Origin of the sequence: Providencia sp. PROV119, from assembly GCF_028482435.1 — a bacterium.
In the GTDB taxonomy this organism is placed as follows: Bacteria; Pseudomonadota; Gammaproteobacteria; order Enterobacterales; family Enterobacteriaceae; genus Providencia; species Providencia stuartii.
The window spans coordinates 395,843-421,076 of sequence record NZ_JAMPQL010000001.1 but is presented as its reverse complement, the minus strand read 5'-3'; the positions used below and the strand labels follow the sequence as shown (position 1 = coordinate 421,076).

Sequence of the window (25,234 nt, the reverse complement as noted above, 5' to 3'; positions counted from 1 at the left end):
GGTGATGTTTTACAAGCAAAGGTCAAAAACAGTTATTTCAATCCATCAGTAGGGTTGAAACTAGCATAAATTTATATCAATGTTCCTAGTCAGTGTGGTACGTTTATATATTACGATATTGATAATTCAACAATGGAAAAGAAAAAAATATACTTTATCTATATGCCTAGCCCTATACTTGGCAGAAACCCTATACAAGGGGTAACAGGTTCCGGTATTTTCGGCGCTTTGTTTAATTTATATACCGAAGATAACTATATATTAGCCCTACAAAAAGCGATAGCACAGAAAAATTTAGACTGGCATGTTTACCGAGATGACACCGAATCAGATATAAAAAAACTTATTCAACAAGGTGCTAGACTTCTGGTCTGCGCCCTAGGTTTGAAATACATGTTTTATAGAAAAGGATTCGACAGAAAAAACATTATTTATCTCGACACTTTTGAATATGCGAATAATGTCACAACACCTGTTATAGATAGAATTGTCGAATTAGAAAATTTGCAGTGAATATACGTTTATTCATCTTTATTTACGCATGTGGAAGTACCATACGCCGTCTCTAAATCAACATATAAATGTACTGTTTTTTCAACAACATAAAACACCAACTCTATCAACACATCTATCATTAAGACCTTAAATTAAGGTTGTTTCTTAAGAAAATAAGAAGGAACTAGTTAAATTGAAAATACTGTTTCATTTTTTTTGAAAAACACAAAAATGCAGTTAACAGCAAACATAATGCAGTTTCCTCATACTTCCCCCAAAGTGCCCCCAACCTTTCAAGATCACTATCATAACGAATAGGACCTTCTGGGATGCTGGCCCACCCACCACTAAAATTAGAATATAAGAATGAAATAAGAAAACAAAACCATCCTAATAAGGTAAATATTCTGGCTAACCGATTTCTTTTAAATGATAAATACAAAGCAGCAACTTGAATGACTAATACTAATAACATGATTGCGTTAAAGAAGTAAGTTTCAATTTTCAAGTAAAGAGGAATGTTCATCTTGTAAACAACAAATAAAAAAGATGTGTTTTTTAAAAAATAAAACAAAAATGAAGATATATTAATTATAATAATTATCTGAATTATCCATAATGAAATAGGTTTTTTCACTTAATATCCTTATCAGCTTACTAAAAATTTTAGACAAGAATACAGGATATTTAACTTACTGTCACCATTTCGTATTTCATAACTTCCTTTCATTAGTGGGCTGTAATTTTTTCATAATCTAGCTTCAATAAATGATAACTTTCATATTGAGCCAGTACATTCCTATAACATTTTAATTATCGTTATTTGACCAAAGGAGTATAAAATCAATTAGATAACCTACTGACTGGCATTCATTTAATATGTTTAAAAAAGTCGCTAGGAAAGATTTTATTCCTCTGCCCCATAGGTCATTATCAGATTACGTTTAAAAACACCAAACTTACATCATCTATAAGATACGTATATGAGATAACACGAAAATATGAGTATACTCTACAAGTGACGGTTATTTGTTGTTGTAAACTTCAAGTCATGACCTATAACAGAAGCCCATGTGGTAGATTTATAAGGCCACTTCACTATAGTGACCTTTTGTTAAACTCTCTGAAAATTATTTTTGCTCGCTTTTTTCAGTAGGATCAAACGGTAGACCGTTAGCAAAAATAAAGGATAAAGCAACAATCAAAAATGTAGCGACCACGAATAATTTGTCTATCACTTTTTTCATATCGATCCCCCTAGTTTTAATCTATCAAAAATTATGACAAGTTCTATGATTTAGCAAGTAGCCTTTCATTGAGACAGCATTAAAGAAGATATATGCCAATAAGCCCGTTGTACGGGCTGTTTGACGAAAATAACTTGACGCTAAAAATGACTTAATACTTCATATGTTATTGATTGTTCTGAGCTATCAAGCACTTTAATTTTTGCGCCTTTGTATGAAATAATATTACTTTTCTTTAAATCATACTGGATATCATTATTAAAGCCTTGGTTTTCAATATTAGAACCTATTTGCCTATAGCCTATATTTACAGAGTCACCATTTTTCCCATTGAAAATTAATGCTTCTTCAAAGGAATTTCCTGCAGGATTACTTAATTTCACCTTATCAAATTTAGCCTTATCGCTACAGATAAAGACATTAAATTCGGTGACGACACATAGCTCATGACTCTCTTTTTTTACTAATAATGAAGTCCATGGTTGCCCAATAACTTCAACGACCACACTACCAGAATCATTCGTATTCGTAGGCATATAAAAATCACCTTTATCGCTTTCCCCTACCTTTTTAAAGGTTCCTGGCGTCACTTTATAGGCTAAATCTATCTGAGTTGAATCGAGCACTTTGATCCCATCAATCTCACTAATTACTCCATCCCTTACTAAGGGTTGCCCAATACTTATCGTGTTTACAGTTCCTATTTTTGGCTCGCTCACCTTATGTGAAGAAGGGGTATAGTTATATTCCGTAACTGCGCATCCCGATAAGGCAACCATACAAACACATAAGACTGATAATTTTCTCATTTAACTAAATACCTATATGGACAGAATAATAAAATATTTTACATACCGAATGTTACATTTATTAATAATGACCAACAAGTTATTGTCGAGTAACAGTAAAATGCGATTATCTTTTATCACCTAGTTATTCTTAATATTGCAGTTAATCGATGATTTTACCCCACTCTTTCATAGCAAAATTCCATTTATGTTAATTAATATACCGACAAACAATATGATGAAAGAGGTGAGTGACGCTGATATTGAGTTAAACGTTCGTTGTACTAGCTAATATTGCACCTCTCCCATAAATCGAGATGCTTTATATGTTACTTTAGCTGCACAAGTCCGAGCATTTTAGTTTTTACAAGCTTTCTTCCTAAAAAGATGATAGAAAGGGTTTCTGTCACAATAATAAAAGGCTTGATGGTCAGAGAAAGCATTTAGCTGTCTGTGGCATTGAAAAATATCTGGGTATATTGGGGCAGGGTTGCTTTGAAAATATTGGTACTTTTCCGAGCTACCGCAACGTCTATGTAATCTATTTTATGTTTTAGGCACGACACAAAAGCGACCATGCCCAACCTCACATTGAAGATATCCAACCTATTAACGATACACAAAACGTATAGAACCTATTTATTACACAGGAGCAGTTAATGCAAAACGAGGCAACATACTCGGTTGAGCACGGCGTCAAGGTATACCTTGTGAACTCATTTACCCAGAATAATTCTGGCGGTAATCCTGCTGGGGTGGTTCTCAATCCCCCAAACCTAAGCATTGCACAAAAAATAGCTATCGCACGTCAAGTTGGTTTTTCCGAGACTGCATTTGTCTATACTGGCGAGGAGACGGATTTTGAAGTGGATTTTTTCACATCGGAAGGGGAAGTCGATTTTTGCGGGCATGCAACACTAGCCGTTTTTTTCACTCTAGCCTCACTTAATTTGATTACACCAGGCTCTTATACACAAAAAACCAAAGCTGGTATTCTAAACGTAACCGTCAGTCCTGACAGTATCGTCATGGATCAAGCTTTACCTATCATGCGGCATGGGCCTGATGTTGAAGATATCGCCGCTGCCATCGGTATACGGCCCGAGGCTATTACAGGAACTGGCTTTCCCATTGAAATCATTTCAACAGGTTTGCCTGATATCATCATTCCCGTGCAGGCTGGCCAATTAGATATTCTGCACCCCGATCATGACGCTATCGCAAACTTAAGTCGTGAATTCGGTACTATCGGTTTCCATGTCTTTGAGCTGAGCCACCATGCCCCCATCACGGCCCACTGCCGAAATTTTGCCCCTCTATATGGCATAGATGAAGAATCGGCAACTGGCAGTGCCAGCGGCGCGCTAGGGTGCTATTTGGTCAATCATGTCTTACCTAATGAAACTCACTTTCTGTTAGAGCAAGGGCGAGCAATGGGCTGTTCTTCGATGATCCAAGTGACGATTGATAGACAAGCACAGGCGATTCGTCGTGTTAGAGTTGGAGGGCAAGCCACGATGATTGGTACAAGAGTAATTAGTATTTAATCAAGCACATCACAATTATCGTCCAAGTAAACCGTCGATAACGTTTTGCACTAATGGAGAAACAGCCATAGGCATTTCCACTCATTACCGATTAAATTCAGGTATTAATAGATTTGAGCGATTATAATAAAATGAATCCCTAACAAAAACTGCCACCACTAAGACTAGCGTATTTATACATATGTAGGATTGTAAGATAAATATTTTTACATATGACGAGCTTTTTCTATACTGAGTTTTGACAGTTTTTTTACTTTACAGGTGCATAAATTAAGGAACCGCATATGACAATACTAGTTACAGCTCAAGAGCAAATTATCGTGGGGCAGGAAAAAGTAATCGAAAGTTTGGCCCCTGAAGGTACATTTGCAGCTGTATTTGAAGATGATGGAGAAACAGGATACTTCTATGCGCTAGATGAATCTGCTGACGGCAACCCAATTCAGGACGCCCTCCATATTTACAATGTAGAGGATATTTCAGATAGAAACATTCCATCTGATGTCAAAATTGGCTGGTCAGAAGATAGTCTTAAGTGCGTTCTGTTAATTAATAATTACCCACATGGTATATTTAATTTTGAGACTAAAAATGGGTATTGTCGTAGTGGTTTTCCGCCACCAACAAATCATAAATGGTCTATTTTAGGACACGAATGGAATGATACTGTTCATGATTTTTTTAAGTAACGCGTCTGGCATTTTTTAGTTATTACTTTTTAAAAAACGATATCTCAACTGTCCACTTCCCCTAAAATAAGATAGCTATAATTAGAGTTTCTGCCCAAAAATTACAGAAGCCGTTATGAAAACGTTCGTTTTACTGAAACGCAAATTGTCAGCAACTAGAAAATTCTAAATGGGTGTGTCTCAATTAGTAGGGAGTGGACATCGTCTGTATCGGCTTGGATTAAGCATATAATCAGAAAAGAATTACAAAGCCGTGGCATTGAGTTAAAGAACTGGCCGAATTGGGTAGCTAAATAGCTACCCTTTTTTATGGAGTCCGAAAACTCTACGAACTCCTCAACCAATGGCAAAGAATTATTAGTTTAGCAGGTGGTTCGTTAATTCTCCTCCAAACGTTGAACTAACCAACGTTGTGCCAATTCAGTCAATTGATCCTTTCTTTGTACTGAGGGTGTATCTATATCAAGGAAAGCGCAATTACGAGCTTCTAAATAAGCCAGTAATTTCAATTGATCCGCACTCATACAATAAAAAGAACACTACCCCCATAACTACCAGTAAAGCTCAACTATCAAGTCAGTGAATTGGGTTCGAAGGTTTTGATTAACTAATTAAATGCAATAATGACGACTGCATTTCCAGTGTAATACCCAGGTGTTACCGTTCCTGATGCATGTAATTCAGAAGTGAATGTAAATGAATTCGCCGCATTATTTCCAGAAATGTTCATGTTCACGCCATTCCAGCCATTTTGATTGTTAATTAATGGATTTGAATAAAAGTTAGAAGTCGAATTTAAATATACATAACGCTCACCCGTGGTTGAACGAGCAAATAAATTGATATTTGTAGCCTGTGTACAAGTGATATTGCCAGAAACTGAGTTTGTTTTACCATTCAAACTTGTGTTACTGAGAGCCCCGTGATTAACAAAAGCAGGCAAAGAAATACTACATGTTTGATTTGTAGGTGGGATTTTACCACAGACGCTACCTGGCCACTGGATTGCATTCCTAACGCCTGGGGTTGGTTTATGGTTAACATAGAATAATCCAATACAAGTTGCATTTGGGCTATCAATGACAAACGATGCACGATAAGGAATTCCTTTTGCGCTACGAAAAGCCGCTGCGACTTCTTCCGCTGTTCGATACTGGTTAATTCGAATGCAGTTACCATAATCTAAGCAAGATCCACTCAACGACGGCGCACCAGATGCATACAGAACATCAGGGCCTACCCAACATTCGGTTGATCCATAACAAGGGTTAGTAACACCACTTGCTTCACTCCAAGAAAGAATGTCCATCGCAACACGAGGCCAAGCTCCAGAGGTCATACTCACAGGCATTACATACGCAATCGCATTGGCAGGGCGAGAAGGAAATAGAGACGCTAATGCGATGATTAATAATAAAATACTCAAACGGCTTGTATTTAACATTCCGTATATTTTTGCTTTTTTCGCATACATAATGATTTACTCATAATCTAATTTGAACGTGGCACTCGCAGCCCATGAACCAAGCACAATTGATTTATTTTGCAATGCAACTGGCTCAGCTCTCACATACGCTTGAAATCGTAGGTCATTATTATTTCCGGCATACAACCCTTGGGTATAACTGCCACTATTAATTTTGATTGCCGTACCGGAAATACTTTCAATACCAACCGCCACACCTGTTGCTTGGCTTCCAGCATCTAACGCTAATAAACCAGGTAAAGCCAAACTTTCTGCGCCCATAAATGTGACTTTCACTTCATGGCCTAATGCTAAATCGCAATTGATTAAGCGAATGGTAAAAGGCTGGCTATTTGTTTGAGTATTCAAATACAGGTATTTATCCACTATCGTACCGAAATCTAATTCAATCGATTCGTCGCCAGGATAAACGTCACAAGCATCTTCAATTAGCGTGCCATCAAATTCCACATTTGCAGAAAAAGTGGCAGTGACCCCCAAAAACCATAAGCCAAAGGCAAAGCTCATATTACGTTTAATATTCATAGTTATGACTGCCGCCTCCTATTCAAAAATAATGGTTAACGTGCCTGATGCAGTAAAATTATCCCCTACGAGCTCGCTTCCTGATCGCATGACAGGAACTGCTGAAAGGGATGGTAGTGAAGCCGCATTAATCAAAAAGGGTTCATTCAATGGTTGAGGTTGGCCATTTTTCTGAATTTGAATTCCTAATTTGCCATTATTCAACGGTGTCACCGTTCTTAATGTCGCATTATCAAATCCACTTCCCGCAGGTGTTCCTCCGAATATCAAGCTGATATCCCACGGTTGTGTCATATCGCCAACACAATTTAATTGAAAAGGAATAGGTTGCTTGAAGGCGGTACCATTGATTTTTCGTACACCGACTTTACCAAATGAAACTTTTATCGGGTCGTCATGGCTTAATTGGCAAACAGGAGGAATAATTAACGTGCCATCAAATGCCCAAGCCCAATTTGCTTGCGCTGAAGATATGGACATCACCATTATAAATCCTGCCATCCAATGCTTAATTTGATTGTTATTCCACATAATCATTCTCACTGATACTCAATTTTCAGTGTTGCCAGCGCTGTAAAAAATCCGCCATCGGTATTCGTAAAATTGGCATCACTGTTTTTTACTGGAGCAACCTCCAAGGTTGGCAGCGCTGTATATAACACATTGAAAGGCTGGTTAATAACTTGCTTAGCATTGTTCACATAAAAGGAAAGCCCGAGTTTTGGGTTACTCGTTTTTAATGCGCCATTGCTATTAAATGATGTTCCATCGCCGACAAGCGTGAGCTTTATAGCGTTTTTCGCTAGATTTGTGCAGCTGAGTCTCATTGGTACAGTACGCTTGTATTGAACTCCATCGATACGTGGAAGCAATATATCGCCAAAATGTATAGTTTCTTGCTGGTTGTTATTCAAAATGCACACGGGCGGTGTCACCAATAATCGACCTTTTAGCTGGATACCAAGTGTTGCTGCTTGGCTTTGGCTAAACAGGCTAAGAATCATGCAGACCGAGAGAAGATAACGGAATAATTTCATTGATATCATCCTATTGGTAATCCAATACCATCGTGAGATTGCCCGTAAAATCCCCACCTGATGTTAAGTTTACGCCTGTAGGTTTAACAGGGACGGCATACAAAGCAGGCGAACTCCCATAATTAAAATTGAATGTCGCACCATTACTAAGGCGGGTTCCATCACGGTAAATGGCAATACCTAAATTCGGGAGATTGGTCGTCACGGATGACTCACCATTAATTTGCCTATCAGTCCATTTCAGCGTCATCTTTAATGTATTCTTATATAAGCCATTACATATCAAGTTATAATTAATAGGTGAGCGCCCATAAGCACCATCAATCTTTGCCTGATGTATATCGCCAAAATCTACAGAGGTCGTTGTTGCACCGCCAAGGGTACATTCCGGCTCACCGTATACCGTCACGCGAATTTGGATATTAGAGCTTAGATTTGCAGCGATAGCATTGTAAGAAAAGCTGAGTGAAATCAGAGTACCAAAGAGAATTACCTCAGCTAGAACACACGCTTTCAAGCCTATAGTAAAAAAATAAGCTCCTCTCATCTCCATGCTCCTATTCATAACTTACCTGAAATCTAATTAACGCCTGATAAGCTCCAGCATTTAGTTGAGCAGAGGTACGTACTGGCGTTACATAGTAAGTTAATTGGTTTTGCCCAGGTGAAACCAACTGTGGTGTACTGTACTCACCTAAGTTAATTGGTGAACCCGCTGCATCACTTAATTGCAGGCCAATCCCCTGAACACCGATAACAGCTGCCAAGCGCGGGTCTTGAATATCTATAGGAGCCAAAAAGCGGACCTTCATTGACGGCATTTGTTGGCTCCACAAAAGATTCCCCTGTGCAGTGCGGCTGCGGCTTTCACCACTTAAACAATCCTCTAAACGCAGCTCAATCGCAACAGGGTTACCTGTTTGCCCGACATGCTGAAGCTGTCCTGTTCCCACAGTACCTAAATTAATAGTTTGATATGCTGATAACATTGCTAAACGACAAGCACTTTCCGTCAAGGCTCCATGGACATATAGCGTGCCATGTGAACCATCTACATCCCAGTTATCAACTTTATTTAGGGCTGTTCCCATCGCCATGTTACTGAATAAATTCAGCGCTAAACTTCCTAAGCCCACATAACGGAGCATCCTGCTTGTGTTTGTCATGATATTCTCCTGCTATCTCATCGCGCATTTCAAATCAGTCTATTTTTTTTCAGGTACCACATGGCAGCTATTTCCCTGACATGTAAACGACAGTGTTGGACGACCACCGTAATCATTGATATAGGTCAGCACAGGTTTATTACCTAATGCGTCTGCACTGACGTTCAGTGCTTTGCTGCTTTTTGGTGCCACCATCACTGGCTCAAACCCTGCGACCGTTTGTCCATTTTTGTTGGGAACAGCATCGACAAAAGAAACGTAATAGGCAGTTGGGTTATTAATCGTATACTGGTTACCCTGACGCGTAAGAGTTACTTTTTCCTGCCATGGGTTATCCATTTGCTCACGTGTCGGAATGATTGCTTTCGGTCTATAAAACAATTTGATACGTGTCTGTAACGCCAGTTGCAGTGTATTGGGCTTATCACTTTTTGGTGGAATCTCACGCAAATTAAAGTAATACACGGATTCTCTGTCTTGCGGCAGTGCAGCAGCACTTGGCAGCGCTTGGATTTTGATTTGGCTTTTTGCCCCTGGTTCAACACGCTGCACCGGTGGCAATACCGTAAATGGGTCGCTTATTTTTTCACCTTTCTCATTCTCCACCCAACCTTGAGCAAGATAAGGTAATTGTTTGTTTTCATTACTGATATTTAAACTGATCGATTTTTCATCTCCTGTAATAATCGCTCGAGTTCTGTCTAAGGCAACTGCTGCTTGAGCAGAAGATAGCGTTGTTGAAGTCAACACAACGCTAGCCAATGCGAATACTGCTCTATGGGCATTTTTTTTGTTCATCAATTTGTTTTTCATCATGTTATTCATCATATTGTTATCTTCTATGGTTAAGGAACACTCATCGCTCTTTGCGTACCACCATTTTTATTATTTTTGTAACCAGCGACTTAGTCCCTTTGGCGCCATTCTTTCAACAACAGGCACAACAAGTTCTGCTGTTTTCGGCATTGCTTCTAATGCACGACTGGCTGATTGTGTCTTTATGGTCGCTGGCGATGCGGCTTTTGCTCCCGGTTTGTGGCACGGTAGTAACCAGCTTGCCTGTAAATAATCATCTTCTGGCAAGGTATTAGGGAGTGTGATTTCACACTGCACTTGGTCATCCCAACGAACTTGCAAGGTATCTTTTGCATTTAAACCAGTGAGATAGGTATTTCCATCATCACCCACCATACCGACTTGCTGACCACGACCGTTTAAGACTATTGCTCCGAAAGGTGGTGTACTATTGTCCGATAGCCTTAACAACGCCATCGCACTATTTCCTGCGACAACATCAAATTGACGGTAGCCAATTGCCCCTTCTGTTAAAGTGCCTTGCTTTATAGATTGAGACACTTGTGCTTCATCTGGTAATGCATTCAAATCAACGCTAATTTGGTTGCGGTAATAGCTATTCACGTCACTAATAACGGCTTGTCCAAAGCGGTTAGTACGTACAATGGAGCCGTAACCACGTAATGGGATATTAGGCACACCATCGGTATCAACAAATATGCGAGTACCACCAATTTGACTACCACGATGTAGTACGGCACCTTTCTCTGTTGCGGTGAAACCACCTTGCAAAGAGAACCCTGCAGATCGATAACGGTCTTGTTGGTAAGTTGCGTTTGCGTTGAGCTGTGCTAAGTCTCCCTGATGAGTGTAATAGCCACTCACGAGCGCACCTGAACGCGCCCATCCGGTACTTAGCTGATAGTTATTTCTCTCATCGATGGTACTGTAGTAACTCACACGCTGTGAGTTATCATTTTTATCCCAACTACTGTTATAACTAACGGAGCTTTTTTCACCCCAAGGCACTGTGAGTGACGCATATACGCCATCATCATTACTTTCACGATAACGATTTCGATAGGCCGTCAAGTTGAGGCTAAGATTCTTCCATTTACCAATATCAAAATAGCGCGCTAACGAAATACTATAGCGGTCGTTATCGGGTTGATCCCAATAGGTTTGATGGTAATAATTGATGAACGCACTCAGCCCTAACTCTGAAAACTGTTGGTTATAAGAGATGGTATACATTTCTTTGCTGTTGTATTGGCGAGCACCTGTTTCCTGCGCATCCAAATACTCAGACATACTCATAAAACCTTGCTCAGAGAATCGATATCCTGCAAATGTCACTTGGCTGTTATAGGTATCAAAACGTTTAGAGTAACTTAAACGATACGAGCTCCCACGATACGTCTTATCGTCAATACCACTTAAGTTGGTTAAATGCGCCCGAGCATGAGTGACATCAAATGACAATGCACCGAATACCATTAAGTCACGACCAATCCCTATAGCCGCGGATGCATAGTTTTCTGCACCAATTCCACCACCATACAGTGACCAGCCGTTGTTAACCCCCCAAGAGAATTCGCCACTTGCAAAGGTATCGCCACTAACATGATGGCGCCAATTTGTTGGGCGCCCTGCGGCTAATTTGTAACGCAGTTGCCCCGGACGTGTTAAATACGGAACACTTGCAGTATTTACAGTGAAATTCTGTGTTGAGCCGTCTTGTTCTTTAACTTCAACATCGATTTGCCCAGCTAATGCATCATTTAGGTCTTGGATACGAAATGGGCCCGCAGCGACTTGAGTTTGATAAATAATGCGTCCTTGTTGGCTCACGATGACGGTTGCATTACTTTTTGCTACCCCAGTAATTTCTGGTGCGTATCCACGTAGATTAGGTGGTAGCATATTGGTATCGGTAATCAGGCTAAGCCCTGTAAACCTGAAACTATCAAAAATATCAGAGGTTAAATAATCCTCACCTAAGGTGAGTTTTGCGCCTAAGGATTTGATTGCTCGGTAGACATAATAACGAGTCCAATCTAGTGATGTGGTCGTGCTTTGCCCTTGTTGCTTATCAATACGCATTTGCCAGTCAGCACGAACACGCCAAGCACCCAAGTTAACACCAGCAACCCCATTACCGCTGGTACTGTAGTTAGTTTGTTGTCCTGAGCGGGTTTGTTGGCCCACTTGTGCATTTAAGTTGTAATCAAACAATGCGCCGGGTAATCCTTCTTCCCAACGTGCAGGAGGATCCCAATTCTCAGCGGTATATTCGAGGTAGGCTTGCGGCAAACTAATATACATAGCCGAAGTCGCAAGGTCGGCTTTAACTTCAGTTCCGGGTAAACTTTCAAGTGATAAACACTGTCCTTCGTGCCACCACTTCAATGTCGACATCAATTCAGGTTTGATACCGAATTTTTCAACTAAAGCAGGGCTCAGGCAAGGGAGGCTTTCATTCGACTCACCTTCAGGTGCATAGTAAAAGACAGTTTCTTCCGGCATGCTTTGCTTGTTTAAGAAGACCGTAAAACTGTATTCACCAGGCATGAGATAGCCTGGACGCGCAAATTGGCTTAGATCAATGTTGTTACGATCATTGACGTCTAGCATATCCATATTAAATGTAATATCGGATGCGTGACCACCAAAGCTAATAGCCAACGCGACTAAAAGCCCTAATCTGCAAGGCCGAGTTATCTGTAACACAGGCGTGTGAATGAAATTCAGGGTCATCATCTCGACCTTCTTTTGCGTTCTTTTATCCGTAATGTCATTTCGCTCACGAAGCTCATCCTACAAAGGGAGTTTCATTTATAAGAGGAACCGACTATTCATAATCCAGTTTGAAGCGTAATTGACTGTAGTATTGGCCTGATACCAATGGGCGGTTATTCGCCACCAACCGTAGCCGATAGGTGAGATCTTTTGTTCCAGCTGTTAGTGCGCTCACTGACATTCCTTGGCCTGGTATGGCAATTTCACCATCTCCCTCACGTTGAATTTGTAATCCAACACCTTGAGCTTGTCCGTTTACACCAAATAACCCCCTGTCATGGGAGCCATCGAATGTTACGCGAAAGTATTGCCAATTCGGTTTGTCAGGATTTTGGCGTTCAAGAACACAATTCACTAATCGGATAACAAAAGGGCGAGCAGGTCCTTGTCCATCACGGCGAATTTGAGTCAGTGCAATACTTCCCATATCAATAGTTTGATCACGGCTGCCGACATCAATTGCACATGCTGTTTCAATAATGCTTCCATTCATACTCACTGAGCCTTGAGCATGTGCAGTTGATACCGCAGTCAACGTGCCTATACTTAAGATCAATGAAAACACTCCACTGGTTATCGAATGATTCATTGCTTCCTCTCTTACACCCAATTCAGTCGGAATGAACCAACAAATTAATTTGTTGGCTCAAGATGAATTACTCGTAAGACAAAGTGAAATCCGCTACTGAGCTAAAGTCACCGGCAGTGATAGTGTCGATATCGCCACCATTACCTTTTAAGTAAGCAGCGAAATTCAGTGTGTTGTTACCATTTTGAATTTGTTGGAATGGTGTAGCTGTTCCTAAAGTCACCACATTGCCGCTACCATTAGTGATCTGAACACCAGCGCCAGCACCAGTACCAACAATACCCAGTGTTTTATTGGTATTGTCGAAAGATGCAGCAGCACCACTAAAGGTTAATTGAACACCTTTAGCCAGTTTAGTGATATCACAATTATCTAAAGTGATTTCGAATGGACGTGGAGTTGATTTACCGCCATCAACTAATGCCATGTTAGAAATTTGGCCTAATTCAACTGTTTGGTCGATTGAGTTAGGAGAGATTGAGCATGGTGCATCGATAATAGCGCCTTTGAACGTTATTTTACCGTGGCCTTGATCCGCTGCATTTGCTGCAGAAGCTAATCCCAGAGCCATAAAAGTTGCCATTGCAATAGATTTCATTTTCATGAATATAAAGTCCTATGTTTTTTGTTAAATAAAGAATGAGTGTCAATTTTTATTGCTCATTGCTCATTGCAGACACTCTATTTGCAATGAACTGGAAAAAAGCAGAGCACTAGCATTTGATTTTAAAAAAATCAAATGCTAAAAATTAAAATTTAATTATTAATAATTAAAATAACATATTTAGTCTTCTATCAAGAAAACTTGAATTGGTACTTTAAATAACTCAGATAATTGAGAAAGAAAATCAATATTAATATGGTTACCTCCTGATTCATAACGGGAAATTTGCTGCTGACTTACGCCGATATATCTCCCTAACTCCTCAGCAGTTAAATTCATTTCTTTTCTGTATCTTTTTATTTTCTTTCCTACAATAATATTAAATGTTGGTTTTATTATATTTCCTGACATAAGGTTAAGCCTATTTCATAAATTGACTAGTTCCAGAAAACCATCCTTCAGCTTTAAAATAACATTCCATATTATGGATATAATTTATTGAGTTATTTTGAAATCCAACGCCATCTAATAAACAATTAATATCAATATCAAGCGAGTTCGCAATTTGCTTAATCTGCTCTAGGTGTAGTCGAATAACTCCGCGCTCAATACGTGAAACATGTTGCTGAGAGCATAAAAGTAAATCAGCTAACTCAGAACCACTTAGCCCTTTAGCTCGGCGAGCTTTATGTATATTGCTCCCAACAATTTCTTTAGGAGATAAGTTAGATTGCATAAAATCCTCCTCATGAAACTGAATGATTTACTAATTTAACTGTTGTCAAAATGCACCAAATTGACAACAGTTGCATATTGATAGTTAAACATTTCATTAATCAACTGAAATTCTTGATTTTATTTTTTATTTTTAAAACTATCGGTTGATTGTTCTAAATAAAACATTTCAAAATATTACAATGTGTAAGTTTGAAGTGTTATGGAGAGCTTGAGCGTGTGAAAAAATTAATAAATTCAATGATCTTTTAATAATGGAATGTACTTATTTTTAGTAATATATACATAGCGTTATTTACACGCCACGTATTTGACGTGTATTTTCATTTAGCTTAAGATGCACCTAATTCATTAAGTTTGTCAATTTGGTGCATTTTGACAACCCTTTTAACGCCTTTATCTCACCATACTCCCCGAAATCTTGCTGGGTTACTTGCTGTGTATCTTACGGTATGTTGTATATTCGTGTGCCCCAAATAATCCTGAATTAAACGCGTATCGGCGCCTCTATCCGCTAATGCATAACCACATGCATGTCGTAACATGTGGGGATGAATACCTAGAGTTAGTTCAGCTAGCTCACCAAGTCGTGAAAAAAGTTGATAAAAGCGCTGACGAGTCATGGCAGTCCCTCTTTCAGATAAAAATAACCACTGACTTTCTTTCCCTTTCCATGTATTTCTAATTTTTAGCCAAGCTTTAATGAGAGGGATCTCTTCATCAATCAGTGGGTGATTAACTGAAAAACCATTCTTTAAACGATGTACATAAAGCTCATTACTTTCTAAGTTAAGATCAGATAATTTTAGCGATAGGGCTTCGCTTGCCCTTAGACCATGTATAAAGCACATATAAATTAAGCAAGAATTACGTTCGGGATGTCGCGACAAATGACAAGCAGCTAAAAGTCGAGATATTTCCTGTTGGGTTAAATACTTACGAGTGGACATGAACGTTTCCCCATTTAGTCAAAAAATGGGCAATTATATCTAAATCAATCGACCTGACATATTAATTTTTTAGATAAATATAATTTTTTCAGCCCATATACAAAAATAAAAAACAACTTAAAACCCATATTTAGGGTAATAAAAGAGAGATTAACTAAATTTTATATTTAGTTAATTATTTTGGCACTATTGCAAAGTTTGATTTTTATAAAAAATGAATCGTTATAGCCACAATATATTGGATTTTTGATCATCTGAATGACAATCTATAGTAGAGAAATTAATCTCAGTAAAACTTTGCAACAGTGCCTATATAACTACCTTATTTACCGCATTCTGTTTGAATAGCCACCGACTTGATAGACACCTTTTAGTTAGACAAAATAGCGAAAAGAGAGGTGTTTATGAGCAGCAAACAATATCCAGAAAAATTGAAAATTGAAAATTGAAAATTGAAAATTGAAGCAAATCACGAAAAAAGGACATAGTATAGCCCGCGCGGCTAACCGACTGAGCACAACAACGCATAGTCTTTACGCATGGATTAAAAAATATAGCCAGACTCTTCGCAATATCAAATTATATCTATTGAAAGTGATAACATTCTGCGACTTAAAAAAGAGTTACAAAGAGTCACTAAAAAGCAGGATACATTAAAAAAGCCGCGTTGTACTTTGCAAGTCAATCCGACTTAAATATGCCTTTATTAAAGCCAACCAACATGGTTATGAAAGTACGGACTACGCTTGTCACTCTCAGCCTGAATAGTCATTGTGGCCATAACTTTACCTGTAGCTGTTTTAACTCTCTCAGGGGATTTTATTACCGTTCCTGATGTGGTGATTCTGGTTGATTTCGCTTTTCTCATTTTTGATTTACTCACCTTCATACCATCATAGTAAATGCTGTATAACTTGCTTTAATTTGAAACCGAAGATGTACCTACTGCATACTCATAAAACACTAGTGATAACAAAGATATTAATCAATCCAATCTAATTTTGGTCAATGGCAAGCATTAGGTTTTATATAGCCCAATCAATAGTACCACCGTGGTTTATCACAGTACCATTTTGGTACGTTATTACTATGAGTCTTTTTGATATCAAAATAACCACACCGTGTTTGCTTATGGTTATTAAAAATTATTTTCCTATTAAAAGCCTTTTCTCAATTAATAGTATTTAGTAGGCTAAAATGAAAAACATGCTAGCTAGGGTAATATCTATGTCTCAAGATTTTAACGTTTACCTCTCTTCTAAGTCACTCCCATCACCTTTCGAGTGGCAGGCGGAAATAGCCAAGGTTAATAAATCACTGATTATGGATACTGATTTTGACTTACTCACCTTTTCTGGTTTTCTTCCTTATCAATTAGATAACGAGATTACCGGCTTTGAATACGGCTCATGGTTTATGGATGATGATCATAAAAAAGAAATTAATATACCTACAGCTGATTTCTGTATTTTATTCTCAGTTGGTAACCGACCGCTTGAATTGATAGCAGCTGTAATATCCGCATACTGCCTTGTAAAGCTAACTGATGGAGTCCTGTCAGATCCCCAAGCAGGTATTCATATACCGCCATCTCAGATTGACTCTTGGATGAAGGCGATGTTGGCAAAGTAGCCCTAGCACTCTACGCCCATCAATATACTGAGCATGATTATACGTTCCACGAATAGAGTTTATTAACGTGTGCTAGCTGTGTCTCAATCCATGCAGTGTTATAACCTTGTTCATGTAGGATGGTGCTCATTGTGTGCCTGAAGCCGTGGCCTGTGGCTCGCCCACTATAGCCCATGCGCCTAATCATCGTATTCAGTGCCATATCTGGTATGTGCTTTCTATAATCAGTGCGACTAGGGAATATATATTGATAACTGCCACTGATGGGATGTGTCTGTTTCAGCAAATCAATCACCTGCTCTGATAGCGGCACAATATGAGGTCGGCGTGTAAGCACACTTGATTAGCATATTTGTTAGCTTCATAAGTCACTAATATTGTAGAGGTAAATTCTATATAAAAAACTACGCAACAAATTATTGTAGAGATTTAGAAAGACGTTAGTAGACTTTGGTAGAGTGAGATTTAGCTAGAATGCTTGATTTAACTGAGGTTAGGAGACTTTAGTAGACTTGATTAGAAGTGAAGATGGCGGAGGAGGAGTCCGCTTAATATAAATCCAACCCCATCCAGAGCTATTCAATTAGTAACGGAATATCAATGGATTATTTAAATTCAAATCCAAACATGTATAATATTCTCCATACAAAGCCTAACAATAATGGCATACCAGATGGCATACTCAACCTTAGGATAAATTCACCATGGCTTTATTAACCAATACCAAAGCTAAGAATATACAACCTGGGGATAAACCATTACCTCATGGCGGTATCACCGGCCTTACTCTACATCCATCATCAACAAAAGGAAGAGGAAAGTGGGTACTTCGCTATATGAGCCCAGTAACACAAAAACGCCGAAATGCGGGTTTAGGTAGTTACCCAGAAATCACAATTTCAGAAGTGTCAAATATTGCTTCAATAATGAGAGAGCAAATAATCAAAGGTATTGATCCCCTTGAGTTCAAAAAATCAATTTCCGAGAAGCCATCAATCCCTTCTTTTGAAGATGCTGCTCGTAAACTTCATACTGAATTACTTCCTGGCTGGAAAAATGAAAAACACGGTAAACAATGGATCACTACACTGGAACAATATGTATTTCCATTTATCGGCTCAATGACATTAGATACCATTGCCCCCGCTGATATAGCTGACACATTACGCCCTATCTGGTTAACTCGCTCCGAAACTGCCTCTCGCGTCAAACAACGTATCCATGCGGTTATGCAATGGGCATGGGCACATAGTTATTGTTCTGCTAACCCTGTCGATGTGGTCGCCCATTTATTACCACAACAAATCAGCGTGAGTATCCGTACCGAACATCAACCTGCAATGCCATGGAAATCACTCCCTCTTTATATTGCAACCTATGTATCCACAGATGAACGATACAATGTCACTCGTGCCTTACTCTTATTTGTCATACTCACCGCCTCACGTTCTGGAGAGGCTAGAGCCATGCGATGGGGAGAAATTGATTTTAAACAACGAGTTTGGACTATCCCAGCCGAAAGAATGAAAGCTGGCATGCAGCATCGAGTTCCCTTATCGGATCAAGCTATGTCGCTACTCCATAGCTTAAAAGGGCTACATGATGAATTGGTTTTTCCTTCCCCCAGAAAACAAGTTGTCCTTTCCGACATGGTGCTCACTGCATTCTTACGGCGTACGAAAGCCCCAAGCGATAATCCTAACCGCGTTGCAACAGCACATGGCTTTCGTTCAACTTTCCGGGATTGGTGCTCTGAGCATGGCTATTCTCGGGATTTAGCTGAAAGAGCACTCGCTCATACAGTCAAAAATAAAGTGGAAGCAGCTTATCACCGAACGGACCTATTAGATCAGCGACGCCCTATGATGCAAGCGTGGGCTGATTATCTCTTGCCTTAAACTAAAGAGCTAGCCAATATGGCTAGCTCTTTTATCTCTTATTAACAATAGAAGGCATGGGCTGTAGAAAACTTATGTCACTACAGGCAAATCCACACCAAATCTGACCGATTTTAACCATCTAGACTTTATTAATAGGAGTTTAATCTACTATCGATTTTTGCAAATAATTAGGTACAAAATCACAGGGTAAATATCTGAAAATCAGTTGGCTTGTACTTCTTCATAACTTTGCGACATATATGAACCGCCTGTTGCCACTATCCAGCCTCAATAGATTCTGGATAATGGCTGGTTACCCTTTACCGAAATGACCACTCAGTGATCGCAAAGTCTACGATTTTGTTATGCCGTTTATCTATTGCTTCACAATCCCACACTGGGTTCTCGCTATCTTTAACGAAAGAAGCAATCTCAGCCTGTTGGTTAAGAATGGGGGTCTTTCTGTAAGACATTAACTTATCGGCAAATGGTTTGTTTCCGATGGACGCATTGTGCGACCCTGATATGAGCATCAGGTTGCCAAGACAATTGAGGTATTCAGAGCTAAAGTCCTCGGAATATTCACCCTGCTCATTGAGTTCATATCCTGTTTCGAGAGGACTTCCATCAGTAGGCGTGCGCGGTGCTATATGTTCAATTTGTTGGTTGGTAATCTTGAACCCTTCGACTGAATATCCAGCTCTCTGAAGATAACTCTCGTAGCTCCAAAGCAGGTAGCTTAGTACATTATTTCCGTACATCCCGCCATGTAGATAGTTCTTCATATTTGCATCACTCCAATACCACGTATCGTTGAGCTTACTTGCTATTTTTTCTGATAAGACAGCATTGTTGCCATCGTAGGAGAGCAGAATTTCATTGAGACGCTCTTGGATATTTGCCCGACTATTGATGAGCTTAGCCCTAAAGGTTATCACTTCAAGAATGCGGAAAAGAGTTGGGAGATCTGAAGAGTTATAACGGTAGCCCTTAATAATGAATGGGTAAATGTACGCGGGGATCCCAAGTTTAAACAGCCTTTTCGCATACAGACTCTTTTCATGTTGTAACTTATCTATGGCCACAAATGAATCGTTTAAACTTCGAACGTACCCTTTTATCCAGGTAACTTTGTCATCTTTGTTACGGAAAGCTTCCTTCAAGTCATCCAAAGTGCGGTAGGCATACCCCTTGATATACGCATTGTTGTGGTAAATCAGAACACTATCTTCATTAATCCGCTCTATATTGTTGATTCTCTGATAAATGTGTTTAAATATGTTCGATACAAATTCGATATTGTTATCAACATCGTCAGCAGGGCTATTCACGTACATCTGATACATGAAATACGATTTGACCTTTTCCATATTGGTCAATTCTTTGCCTCTATTATTTTCCAGTTCAAACATCAGAGCCGCATCCTTCTTACCCTCCAACTCGATGATGGTAAGGTCGGTATTTTCAAGCTTATCTTGGATACTGACAAGGCGTGCGGTATCAAGTTTAGAGAGTTGTTTAGTGAAGTATGCTTTCGCTTCAAGTAGTTTCTTTTGTGATGGAGAATAAGCATCAAACTGATCGTGATTTTCGACAATTAAGCAGTCATAACAACTTCGATCATATTCAACTGGGCGGAGTTTAATATTTTTATCTCTGATGAAAGCTTCTTCAGTGTCTTCAATGTCAAAATTATGCTCTGACAGGTCATCTCGTGTCTTTAATACATTGAGTAGAGAGCGAACAAATATAGTAATGGTAGTGACCCTTTGCTGGCCGTCAATGATTTCGTATAACTTGTTCTTTTCAACGCATTCAAGAAGAATATTCCCGAAAAAATAGTTGTTTTCCCCATCTACTTGCTCATAAAGATCTGACAAGAATTCATTCCAGTTATTCTCTCCCCAAGCATAAGCCCGCTGGTATACAGGGATCTCGTAACTAACCTTGGAGGGTTCAAAGAAAGCCAATACTGTGGTTTGATTAAAGTTCATGTCACTCCCAATACTAAACATTACACAGTGTTTAATATCAAAAATTTAATCATATCATATTGTAGTGGCTCACTAAAACTGGCCACTGATATAGAGTTTTCCTATATTTTTATTTATGTGAACAAGGCAGACACTGATGGCATTCATAACTCAGAAATTTCCAAAAACGAGTTTACCCGGCTGTCCGCTTTTCGCTCAGACCAGCCGGTCAGGCTTAGTTATGTTCTACCCAACAAAACCTGTTAGTTCCAGTCTGAGCTAATGCCTCTCAATTAAACCTGACTGGTTCCGAAGTTTCTAAAGTCAGTAATGAGCTCCTTGGTATTCATTTTAGCCAGATACGTCATGCGTAATAGGAAATCAAAATAATTAGAATGACGGGCCAGAGCATCTCGTCTATCAAATCGAAATACGGGGTTCTCTGGAAAGTTAACTAATGGTGCATAGTCTGGGTACGCTAAGCCAATGGCGCTACACCATGCCCGTTGTATTCTAGTCGCCATATTATTGGCATCATCTTGTAAATAGTTGCCTAAATAGCCGTATATATCTCGATTAAATAACAAAACTAAATGGTAGTGAGGATATTCACTTTCATTACGTTCTCTTACCCAAGCATAATAAGGGAGTGCTGGTGTACCTGAACGCCCCGTACGATGATGTGCGGCTCTCAGTTGGCTTTTTAGTGACTCGATAAAACGGGTAATGGCTCGCTCATCCGTGCGTTGAAAACATATAGGCATATCTGGGGCATCAGGACTACTATCCTGAGCGAATCGTAAATCAACTCGGATTGCAAATACTCGGTTATGGTGTTCTAGTGTATTCTCAACCACAGCCAGTAATCGACGGAGGATATAATACGATATCGAGGAATCATAGCGATCACTCGCGATAGTTATCAGTTGATCCAATTCTGTTTTAGTTAATGCATAAGCTGACATTTTCATTACCTTACTATCATAGAAATAGCGATATCTGTATTCGTGTTTAAGTACCTATCGCATCCATAACACAGTGAGTTATAGACACAATAGGTACGGTGATTAAATAAACATTGCTTTGTTGATTGATAGGTGTTATTGTTATAAATTAGTATTGTATTTGGTAAGATGTTATATATTACCTATACCGACATCATTCCATTTAATAAAAGACAGACTCAACCCTCCCCAAAGCCGCAATAAACCTCGCTTGGTGATATAATCCTACTCACTGATTTTATTCAAAATAACTCTGAAGTTATCCTTTATCTTGGTGAGTTATTGAGCATAAATATCCCTCGATGACTCAGTGGTATATTTAAACGTTCTGCAAGTACTTTAGGCTCCATTTTTGCCCCCGTAAACTTGACATAGTGAGTGCCATTCTTTTCGAATAATTGGACTTTATCTTCCTGCTGTAATTTTTCTAACGCTGGTCGTAAACGGTCTGAGCGCCTCAGTGAATAGGGACCATTTTTAATGATATCATTTCGCCGAAAATCATATGATTTATTGCTGACAAGATGTTCTTCCAACCATAACAGGAGTTTTTCAGCATCACTGACTTCCTTAAAATCATCTATTTTTTTGATAAAATGATTAAGATGCCACTGAGTAATATAGACTGCCGACTCCAGCGTTTCCAACGTAACAACAGTGGAATCGGGTGTCATAAACATTTGCATCACTCCAGCAATTCGAGAAGCATGCTCCATAAAGCGCGATGCGTAATCATCATAAGCATGTAATTCCCCACCAGGCTCCATCATCTTTTTAACAGTTTGATAATAGCCATTCCACGCCCCTTGGGCATCGAGTGCTAAAGTAATACAATGGCGTTCTTCGTCATTTTCCCGACGTTTTATTCCTTTTTGTAAATGGTTTATCAACGTAGCCGATAAATCTGCTAGACTTAATTCAGTTGAATGTGAAACATTTTTTATCTCACATAATTGCTGAATTTGATCTAGATCCACTAATAAGCTGCGAGCTAAAAAACCTGAACTCTTTGCTTTCTTTCCTTTTTTATCCATAAAGCTGTCAAATAACGCTGGCTGGACCATGAGTAACAGACTAAAACGGCAATCTTTGATGACATAGTTATCTCTAGATGCTCGGCTTACCGATTTCCCCTCTGCGCACCAAAGCGAATTTAGTAATGGTGTTTTTCGCAATAAACTACTTTCAAACAATTCACCCGCCTCATCTGACATCAGCGACAATACGGGATATCCATCCCCCAACTCCTGAGCCAGACCTTCACTTGTTGAATCATTGATTACTAAACGTTTTTTTATTGGTGCTACTGGTTTTTGAACAAGGCACTCTTCTAAATTCAAAAAAGCTTCATTCACTTTTATTCCCTGATTCAGCGCTTTTTGATAGCATTTATTCAATGCGCTAAATTTTATATTCCATAGCACCAGACTCCGCTCATAATTATCTCTTTCAATATAAAAATCCTGTTCGAGTTGTTGCTCAAATTCTGAAATTGCTTTTGTGAGCAGTTTATAAACAGTAGATTTTCGGCACCCCGACCTCGCCAAAACAACATGATAAAGTGACAGTGGATATTTTCGTCCACTTATCGGTTCAATATCAAAGCTATCCTGACACGACAAGGACATCACACTTAAAAGAGTAGGCAAAATAATTTCAGCCGCCGCGTCTGTTTTTATATGTACTAGCTCAATCATGCGTTGAAAATAATCTGGTAATTTCTCTATGTTTAAATATAACTCTTCATTTTTTTGTGACATTTCATCCGCCTTATTGATTAAACCATTCTTGAAGTTAACCATTTTTCAACTGAAGCGTATTGCCAGCCAACTGATGATGCACCAAGTTTGATAGGTTTAGGAAAATCTGGATCGTAGTACTTAGAACGAGGATTAAGTTTTTCATAAATACTAGATCTTGATATCCCAAGCATCACTGTCAATTCGGTCATACGTAAAATACGTATACGCAAATTATTCTGATTCATATTTTCGTTTAGATGATGTATTTGATTCTCCATTGATTCACGTTCTTAAGAGATATTCATTTTCCACATCATCTGGCAATATGTCCTCGTAGAAAATTGGAAACCAACTGGAGAATGTCATGTACACCCATATTTTTGCTAATATCATGTTAACAGCCTACGACATAACAGTTTTAAATAAGGAAAGAATAGAAAAAATCAACACAAAAGAAAAAAAAATAAAAACAAAAAATATAAAACGCTAAATCTAGCTAACCAGAGAAAAATTGAAAATTTTTCATTACATCAAGATTTTTTTGCAAAAACAGGTAATCTGAAAACGCAGGAATATGGTGATGACAACATCAATACTAAAGAAACATATCAAAAATTGATTAATATCATCGATAGCAAAGCAGTCTTTACTCAGACAGAAAGACAGATGTTTTTCTATAAATATGAGCAACTGTATAACGCATTGATTGCTCAATACGTTGTGTCTAATTTAGAAAAAAAAGAAATATTAAAAAAATATACAAAAGCCACCATACCGGCCATTGTGGCATTAGATATGTATAAAACGCTGAGTCTTTCCGTCGATAAAGAACAATTACATTTTTACAGTCATATCCATCATTTTATACTGAGTGAATACTACGACAATCATCACAATAATCTCGAATCGCTCTGTAAAGGGGTGAGGGCCTATCTCAAATACTACATCAAGACATTAGCGTTCAACCCCATTGTTAATCTTTTTGAAATTACAACCTCAATTAACAACATAAGAACCTCATCATTCACAACAATTTGTAACATCGATACGATTATTGATGCTTGCAAAAAAGAAGCGAGCGAGATAGGTAAACCACACGATACCCAATTTGAGCAATTGAGAGTCGCTTATACTTCTCTTAGTGTCCTGCTCGCCTTTCAAAAAATCACTCACCTACTGACGCCACTTGTATCAAATTATAAAAAATTACTTGAAGATAAACTTGAAGCGCCAGATCCTCTCTTCTATTTAGAACGGTATCTTTACCAAAATGTTAAAAATGATCCTATTTTTTTGGGAGAAGATGCACTGTATGAGTATATCGAGGTGTTAATTTCTCACGAGAAAATAGATATCCCTAGTTGTGAAGATGACTGTGATTGCGGCCAAGGCCCTGAATGTGAGTGTCAATGTATCCCTAGTTATTGTTACGGTATTCTTAATATTCTAGAAAACTTTATATTTGAAAATAAATCTCATCTGCCTTTACCTACTCTTGTACCCTCCATAAACTTATCTGAGTTTTCCCTAAAAAAATAAGCATTTTTGAAT

The 25,234-nt window shown here is 38.7% G+C and carries 26 protein-coding genes and 3 pseudogenes; 8 read left to right on the top strand and 21 right to left on the bottom strand.

What is annotated here, in order from left to right:
* Positions 1-132: 132 nt before the first annotated feature.
* Complete coding sequence (locus PSF11_RS01900) at positions 133-513, top strand: hypothetical protein (RefSeq protein ID WP_072502958.1); 381 nt, start codon at positions 133-135, stop codon at positions 511-513.
* A gap of 166 nt (positions 514-679) precedes the next feature.
* On the opposite strand, the gene PSF11_RS01895 is transcribed toward PSF11_RS01900, so the two are convergent.
* Positions 680-1,132, bottom strand: coding sequence for a hypothetical protein (locus tag PSF11_RS01895; RefSeq protein WP_004918277.1), 453 nt, complete (start codon positions 1,130-1,132; stop codon positions 680-682).
* A 750-nt stretch (positions 1,133-1,882) separates the two neighbouring features.
* A complete protein-coding gene (locus tag PSF11_RS01890) occupies positions 1,883-2,551 on the bottom strand; it encodes a hypothetical protein (protein WP_014657981.1) in 669 nt (222 codons plus the stop codon).
* A 638-nt stretch (positions 2,552-3,189) separates the two neighbouring features.
* Here PSF11_RS01890 and PSF11_RS01885 point away from each other — a divergent pair.
* Together PSF11_RS01885 and PSF11_RS01880 are read left to right on the top strand one after the other, a co-directional pair.
* A complete protein-coding gene (locus tag PSF11_RS01885; protein ID WP_072502957.1) occupies positions 3,190-4,077 on the top strand; it encodes a PhzF family phenazine biosynthesis protein in 888 nt (295 codons plus the stop codon).
* Positions 4,078-4,361: 284 nt separating this feature from the next.
* Positions 4,362-4,766, top strand: a complete 405-nt coding sequence (locus PSF11_RS01880; RefSeq protein ID WP_036943657.1) for a DUF2251 domain-containing protein — start codon at positions 4,362-4,364, stop codon at positions 4,764-4,766.
* A gap of 377 nt (positions 4,767-5,143) precedes the next feature.
* On the opposite strand, the pseudogene PSF11_RS21170 reads toward PSF11_RS01880, so the two are convergent.
* The 14 genes and pseudogenes from PSF11_RS21170 to PSF11_RS01815 form a co-directional block, all read right to left on the bottom strand.
* Positions 5,144-5,290: pseudogene (locus PSF11_RS21170) on the bottom strand (phage antirepressor Ant); the annotation flags it as partial.
* Between the two features lie 83 nt (positions 5,291-5,373).
* Positions 5,374-6,240: an MrpH family fimbial adhesin gene (locus PSF11_RS01875; protein ID WP_004918264.1), complete on the bottom strand. Its 867-nt coding sequence runs from the start codon at positions 6,238-6,240 to the stop codon at positions 5,374-5,376.
* A 6-nt stretch (positions 6,241-6,246) separates the two neighbouring features.
* Positions 6,247-6,777, bottom strand: coding sequence for a fimbrial protein (locus tag PSF11_RS01870; RefSeq protein ID WP_004918261.1), 531 nt, complete (start codon positions 6,775-6,777; stop codon positions 6,247-6,249).
* A gap of 18 nt (positions 6,778-6,795) precedes the next feature.
* Positions 6,796-7,314 (bottom strand): fimbrial protein, encoded by a 519-nt coding sequence (locus tag PSF11_RS01865; protein WP_004918259.1) that lies wholly within the window; start codon positions 7,312-7,314, stop codon positions 6,796-6,798.
* A gap of 2 nt (positions 7,315-7,316) precedes the next feature.
* Entirely contained in the window at positions 7,317-7,814 is a 498-nt protein-coding gene (locus PSF11_RS01860) for a fimbrial protein (RefSeq protein ID WP_014657978.1), read from the bottom strand.
* Between the two features lie 10 nt (positions 7,815-7,824).
* Positions 7,825-8,361: a fimbrial protein gene (locus PSF11_RS01855; RefSeq protein ID WP_014657977.1), complete on the bottom strand. Its 537-nt coding sequence runs from the start codon at positions 8,359-8,361 to the stop codon at positions 7,825-7,827.
* A gap of 10 nt (positions 8,362-8,371) precedes the next feature.
* Complete coding sequence (locus PSF11_RS01850; RefSeq protein ID WP_040132977.1) at positions 8,372-8,980, bottom strand: fimbrial protein; 609 nt, start codon at positions 8,978-8,980, stop codon at positions 8,372-8,374.
* A gap of 39 nt (positions 8,981-9,019) precedes the next feature.
* A complete protein-coding gene (locus PSF11_RS01845) occupies positions 9,020-9,808 on the bottom strand; it encodes a fimbria/pilus periplasmic chaperone (RefSeq protein ID WP_014657975.1) in 789 nt (262 codons plus the stop codon).
* Between the two features lie 57 nt (positions 9,809-9,865).
* Positions 9,866-12,535: an outer membrane usher protein gene (locus PSF11_RS01840; protein ID WP_072502956.1), complete on the bottom strand. Its 2,670-nt coding sequence runs from the start codon at positions 12,533-12,535 to the stop codon at positions 9,866-9,868.
* Between the two features lie 91 nt (positions 12,536-12,626).
* On the bottom strand, positions 12,627-13,163 hold the full coding sequence (locus PSF11_RS01835) for a fimbrial protein (protein ID WP_014657974.1): 537 nt from the start codon (positions 13,161-13,163) through the stop codon (positions 12,627-12,629).
* 67 nt (positions 13,164-13,230) lie between these two features.
* On the bottom strand, positions 13,231-13,767 hold the full coding sequence (locus tag PSF11_RS01830; protein ID WP_014657973.1) for a fimbrial protein: 537 nt from the start codon (positions 13,765-13,767) through the stop codon (positions 13,231-13,233).
* Between the two features lie 180 nt (positions 13,768-13,947).
* On the bottom strand, positions 13,948-14,178 hold the full coding sequence (locus tag PSF11_RS01825; protein ID WP_272682729.1) for a helix-turn-helix domain-containing protein: 231 nt from the start codon (positions 14,176-14,178) through the stop codon (positions 13,948-13,950).
* Between the two features lie 10 nt (positions 14,179-14,188).
* Positions 14,189-14,503, bottom strand: a complete 315-nt coding sequence (locus tag PSF11_RS01820) for a helix-turn-helix domain-containing protein (protein WP_004918238.1) — start codon at positions 14,501-14,503, stop codon at positions 14,189-14,191.
* 400 nt (positions 14,504-14,903) lie between these two features.
* Complete coding sequence (locus PSF11_RS01815) at positions 14,904-15,452, bottom strand: tyrosine-type DNA invertase (protein WP_014657972.1); 549 nt, start codon at positions 15,450-15,452, stop codon at positions 14,904-14,906.
* Between the two features lie 459 nt (positions 15,453-15,911).
* Between PSF11_RS01815 and PSF11_RS21225 the strand changes: the two are divergent.
* Positions 15,912-16,175 (top strand): annotated as a pseudogene (locus PSF11_RS21225) (transposase); the annotation flags it as partial.
* A 504-nt stretch (positions 16,176-16,679) separates the two neighbouring features.
* Positions 16,680-17,084: a hypothetical protein gene (locus PSF11_RS01810; RefSeq protein WP_014657971.1), complete on the top strand. Its 405-nt coding sequence runs from the start codon at positions 16,680-16,682 to the stop codon at positions 17,082-17,084.
* Here PSF11_RS01810 and PSF11_RS01805 read toward each other — a convergent pair.
* Positions 17,010-17,412, bottom strand: a pseudogene (locus PSF11_RS01805) (tyrosine-type recombinase/integrase); the annotation flags it as partial. The gene PSF11_RS01810 and the pseudogene PSF11_RS01805 overlap by 75 nt on opposite strands.
* 376 nt (positions 17,413-17,788) lie before the next feature.
* On the opposite strand from PSF11_RS01805, the gene PSF11_RS01800 reads away from it, so the two are divergent.
* The gene (locus PSF11_RS01800) at positions 17,789-18,982 is read left to right on the top strand and encodes a tyrosine-type recombinase/integrase (RefSeq protein WP_115113542.1); all 1,194 of its coding nucleotides are present in this window, start codon (positions 17,789-17,791) and stop codon (positions 18,980-18,982) included.
* A 302-nt stretch (positions 18,983-19,284) separates the two neighbouring features.
* On the opposite strand, the gene PSF11_RS01795 is transcribed toward PSF11_RS01800, so the two are convergent.
* From PSF11_RS01795 to PSF11_RS01780, 4 genes are all read right to left on the bottom strand, one after another.
* On the bottom strand, positions 19,285-20,958 hold the full coding sequence (locus PSF11_RS01795) for a DUF262 domain-containing protein (protein ID WP_115113543.1): 1,674 nt from the start codon (positions 20,956-20,958) through the stop codon (positions 19,285-19,287).
* A 272-nt stretch (positions 20,959-21,230) separates the two neighbouring features.
* Positions 21,231-21,902 carry an inovirus Gp2 family protein gene (locus tag PSF11_RS01790; protein WP_115113544.1) on the bottom strand — a complete coding sequence of 224 codons (672 nt, stop codon included), beginning with the start codon at positions 21,900-21,902 and terminating at the stop codon, positions 21,231-21,233.
* A 305-nt stretch (positions 21,903-22,207) separates the two neighbouring features.
* Positions 22,208-23,701 carry a YfjI family protein gene (locus tag PSF11_RS01785; RefSeq protein WP_115113545.1) on the bottom strand — a complete coding sequence of 498 codons (1,494 nt, stop codon included), beginning with the start codon at positions 23,699-23,701 and terminating at the stop codon, positions 22,208-22,210.
* A 17-nt stretch (positions 23,702-23,718) separates the two neighbouring features.
* The gene (locus PSF11_RS01780) at positions 23,719-23,961 is read right to left on the bottom strand and encodes a helix-turn-helix transcriptional regulator (RefSeq protein WP_115113546.1); all 243 of its coding nucleotides are present in this window, start codon (positions 23,959-23,961) and stop codon (positions 23,719-23,721) included.
* An 86-nt stretch (positions 23,962-24,047) separates the two neighbouring features.
* Between PSF11_RS01780 and PSF11_RS01775 the strand changes: the two genes are divergently transcribed.
* Positions 24,048-24,173: a hypothetical protein gene (locus PSF11_RS01775; protein WP_258558223.1), complete on the top strand. Its 126-nt coding sequence runs from the start codon at positions 24,048-24,050 to the stop codon at positions 24,171-24,173.
* A gap of 176 nt (positions 24,174-24,349) precedes the next feature.
* Positions 24,350-25,222 (top strand): hypothetical protein, encoded by an 873-nt coding sequence (locus PSF11_RS01770; protein WP_115113547.1) that lies wholly within the window; start codon positions 24,350-24,352, stop codon positions 25,220-25,222.
* The last annotated feature ends 12 nt before the right edge of the window (positions 25,223-25,234 follow it).

What these genes read in the sequence shown, in the direction of transcription:
- PSF11_RS01880 (WP_036943657.1), top strand. Translation starts at nt 4,362, where the DNA reads ATGACAATACTAGTTACAGCTCAAGAGCAAATTATCGTGGGGCAGGAA.
- PSF11_RS01870 (WP_004918261.1), bottom strand. Translation starts at nt 6,777, where the DNA reads ATGAATATTAAACGTAATATGAGCTTTGCCTTTGGCTTATGGTTTTTG.
- PSF11_RS01845 (WP_014657975.1), bottom strand. Translation starts at nt 9,808, where the DNA reads ATGATGAATAACATGATGAAAAACAAATTGATGAACAAAAAAAATGCC.
- PSF11_RS01875 (WP_004918264.1), bottom strand. Translation starts at nt 6,240, where the DNA reads ATGTATGCGAAAAAAGCAAAAATATACGGAATGTTAAATACAAGCCGT.
- PSF11_RS01770 (WP_115113547.1), top strand. Translation starts at nt 24,350, where the DNA reads ATGTTTTTCTATAAATATGAGCAACTGTATAACGCATTGATTGCTCAA.
- PSF11_RS01850 (WP_040132977.1), bottom strand. Translation starts at nt 8,980, where the DNA reads ATGACAAACACAAGCAGGATGCTCCGTTATGTGGGCTTAGGAAGTTTA.
- PSF11_RS01790 (WP_115113544.1), bottom strand. Translation starts at nt 21,902, where the DNA reads ATGTCAGCTTATGCATTAACTAAAACAGAATTGGATCAACTGATAACT.
- PSF11_RS01830 (WP_014657973.1), bottom strand. Translation starts at nt 13,767, where the DNA reads ATGAAAATGAAATCTATTGCAATGGCAACTTTTATGGCTCTGGGATTA.
- PSF11_RS01835 (WP_014657974.1), bottom strand. Translation starts at nt 13,163, where the DNA reads ATGAATCATTCGATAACCAGTGGAGTGTTTTCATTGATCTTAAGTATA.
- PSF11_RS01825 (WP_272682729.1), bottom strand. Translation starts at nt 14,178, where the DNA reads ATGTCAGGAAATATAATAAAACCAACATTTAATATTATTGTAGGAAAG.
- PSF11_RS01900 (WP_072502958.1), top strand. Translation starts at nt 133, where the DNA reads ATGGAAAAGAAAAAAATATACTTTATCTATATGCCTAGCCCTATACTT.
- PSF11_RS01775 (WP_258558223.1), top strand. Translation starts at nt 24,048, where the DNA reads ATGTACACCCATATTTTTGCTAATATCATGTTAACAGCCTACGACATA.
- PSF11_RS01865 (WP_004918259.1), bottom strand. Translation starts at nt 7,314, where the DNA reads ATGATTATGTGGAATAACAATCAAATTAAGCATTGGATGGCAGGATTT.
- PSF11_RS01860 (WP_014657978.1), bottom strand. Translation starts at nt 7,814, where the DNA reads ATGAAATTATTCCGTTATCTTCTCTCGGTCTGCATGATTCTTAGCCTG.
- PSF11_RS01780 (WP_115113546.1), bottom strand. Translation starts at nt 23,961, where the DNA reads ATGGAGAATCAAATACATCATCTAAACGAAAATATGAATCAGAATAAT.
- PSF11_RS01795 (WP_115113543.1), bottom strand. Translation starts at nt 20,958, where the DNA reads ATGAACTTTAATCAAACCACAGTATTGGCTTTCTTTGAACCCTCCAAG.
- PSF11_RS01890 (WP_014657981.1), bottom strand. Translation starts at nt 2,551, where the DNA reads ATGAGAAAATTATCAGTCTTATGTGTTTGTATGGTTGCCTTATCGGGA.
- PSF11_RS01885 (WP_072502957.1), top strand. Translation starts at nt 3,190, where the DNA reads ATGCAAAACGAGGCAACATACTCGGTTGAGCACGGCGTCAAGGTATAC.
- PSF11_RS01820 (WP_004918238.1), bottom strand. Translation starts at nt 14,503, where the DNA reads ATGCAATCTAACTTATCTCCTAAAGAAATTGTTGGGAGCAATATACAT.
- PSF11_RS01815 (WP_014657972.1), bottom strand. Translation starts at nt 15,452, where the DNA reads ATGTCCACTCGTAAGTATTTAACCCAACAGGAAATATCTCGACTTTTA.
- PSF11_RS01840 (WP_072502956.1), bottom strand. Translation starts at nt 12,535, where the DNA reads ATGATGACCCTGAATTTCATTCACACGCCTGTGTTACAGATAACTCGG.
- PSF11_RS01810 (WP_014657971.1), top strand. Translation starts at nt 16,680, where the DNA reads ATGTCTCAAGATTTTAACGTTTACCTCTCTTCTAAGTCACTCCCATCA.
- PSF11_RS01785 (WP_115113545.1), bottom strand. Translation starts at nt 23,701, where the DNA reads ATGTCACAAAAAAATGAAGAGTTATATTTAAACATAGAGAAATTACCA.
- PSF11_RS01855 (WP_014657977.1), bottom strand. Translation starts at nt 8,361, where the DNA reads ATGAGAGGAGCTTATTTTTTTACTATAGGCTTGAAAGCGTGTGTTCTA.
- PSF11_RS01800 (WP_115113542.1), top strand. Translation starts at nt 17,789, where the DNA reads ATGGCTTTATTAACCAATACCAAAGCTAAGAATATACAACCTGGGGAT.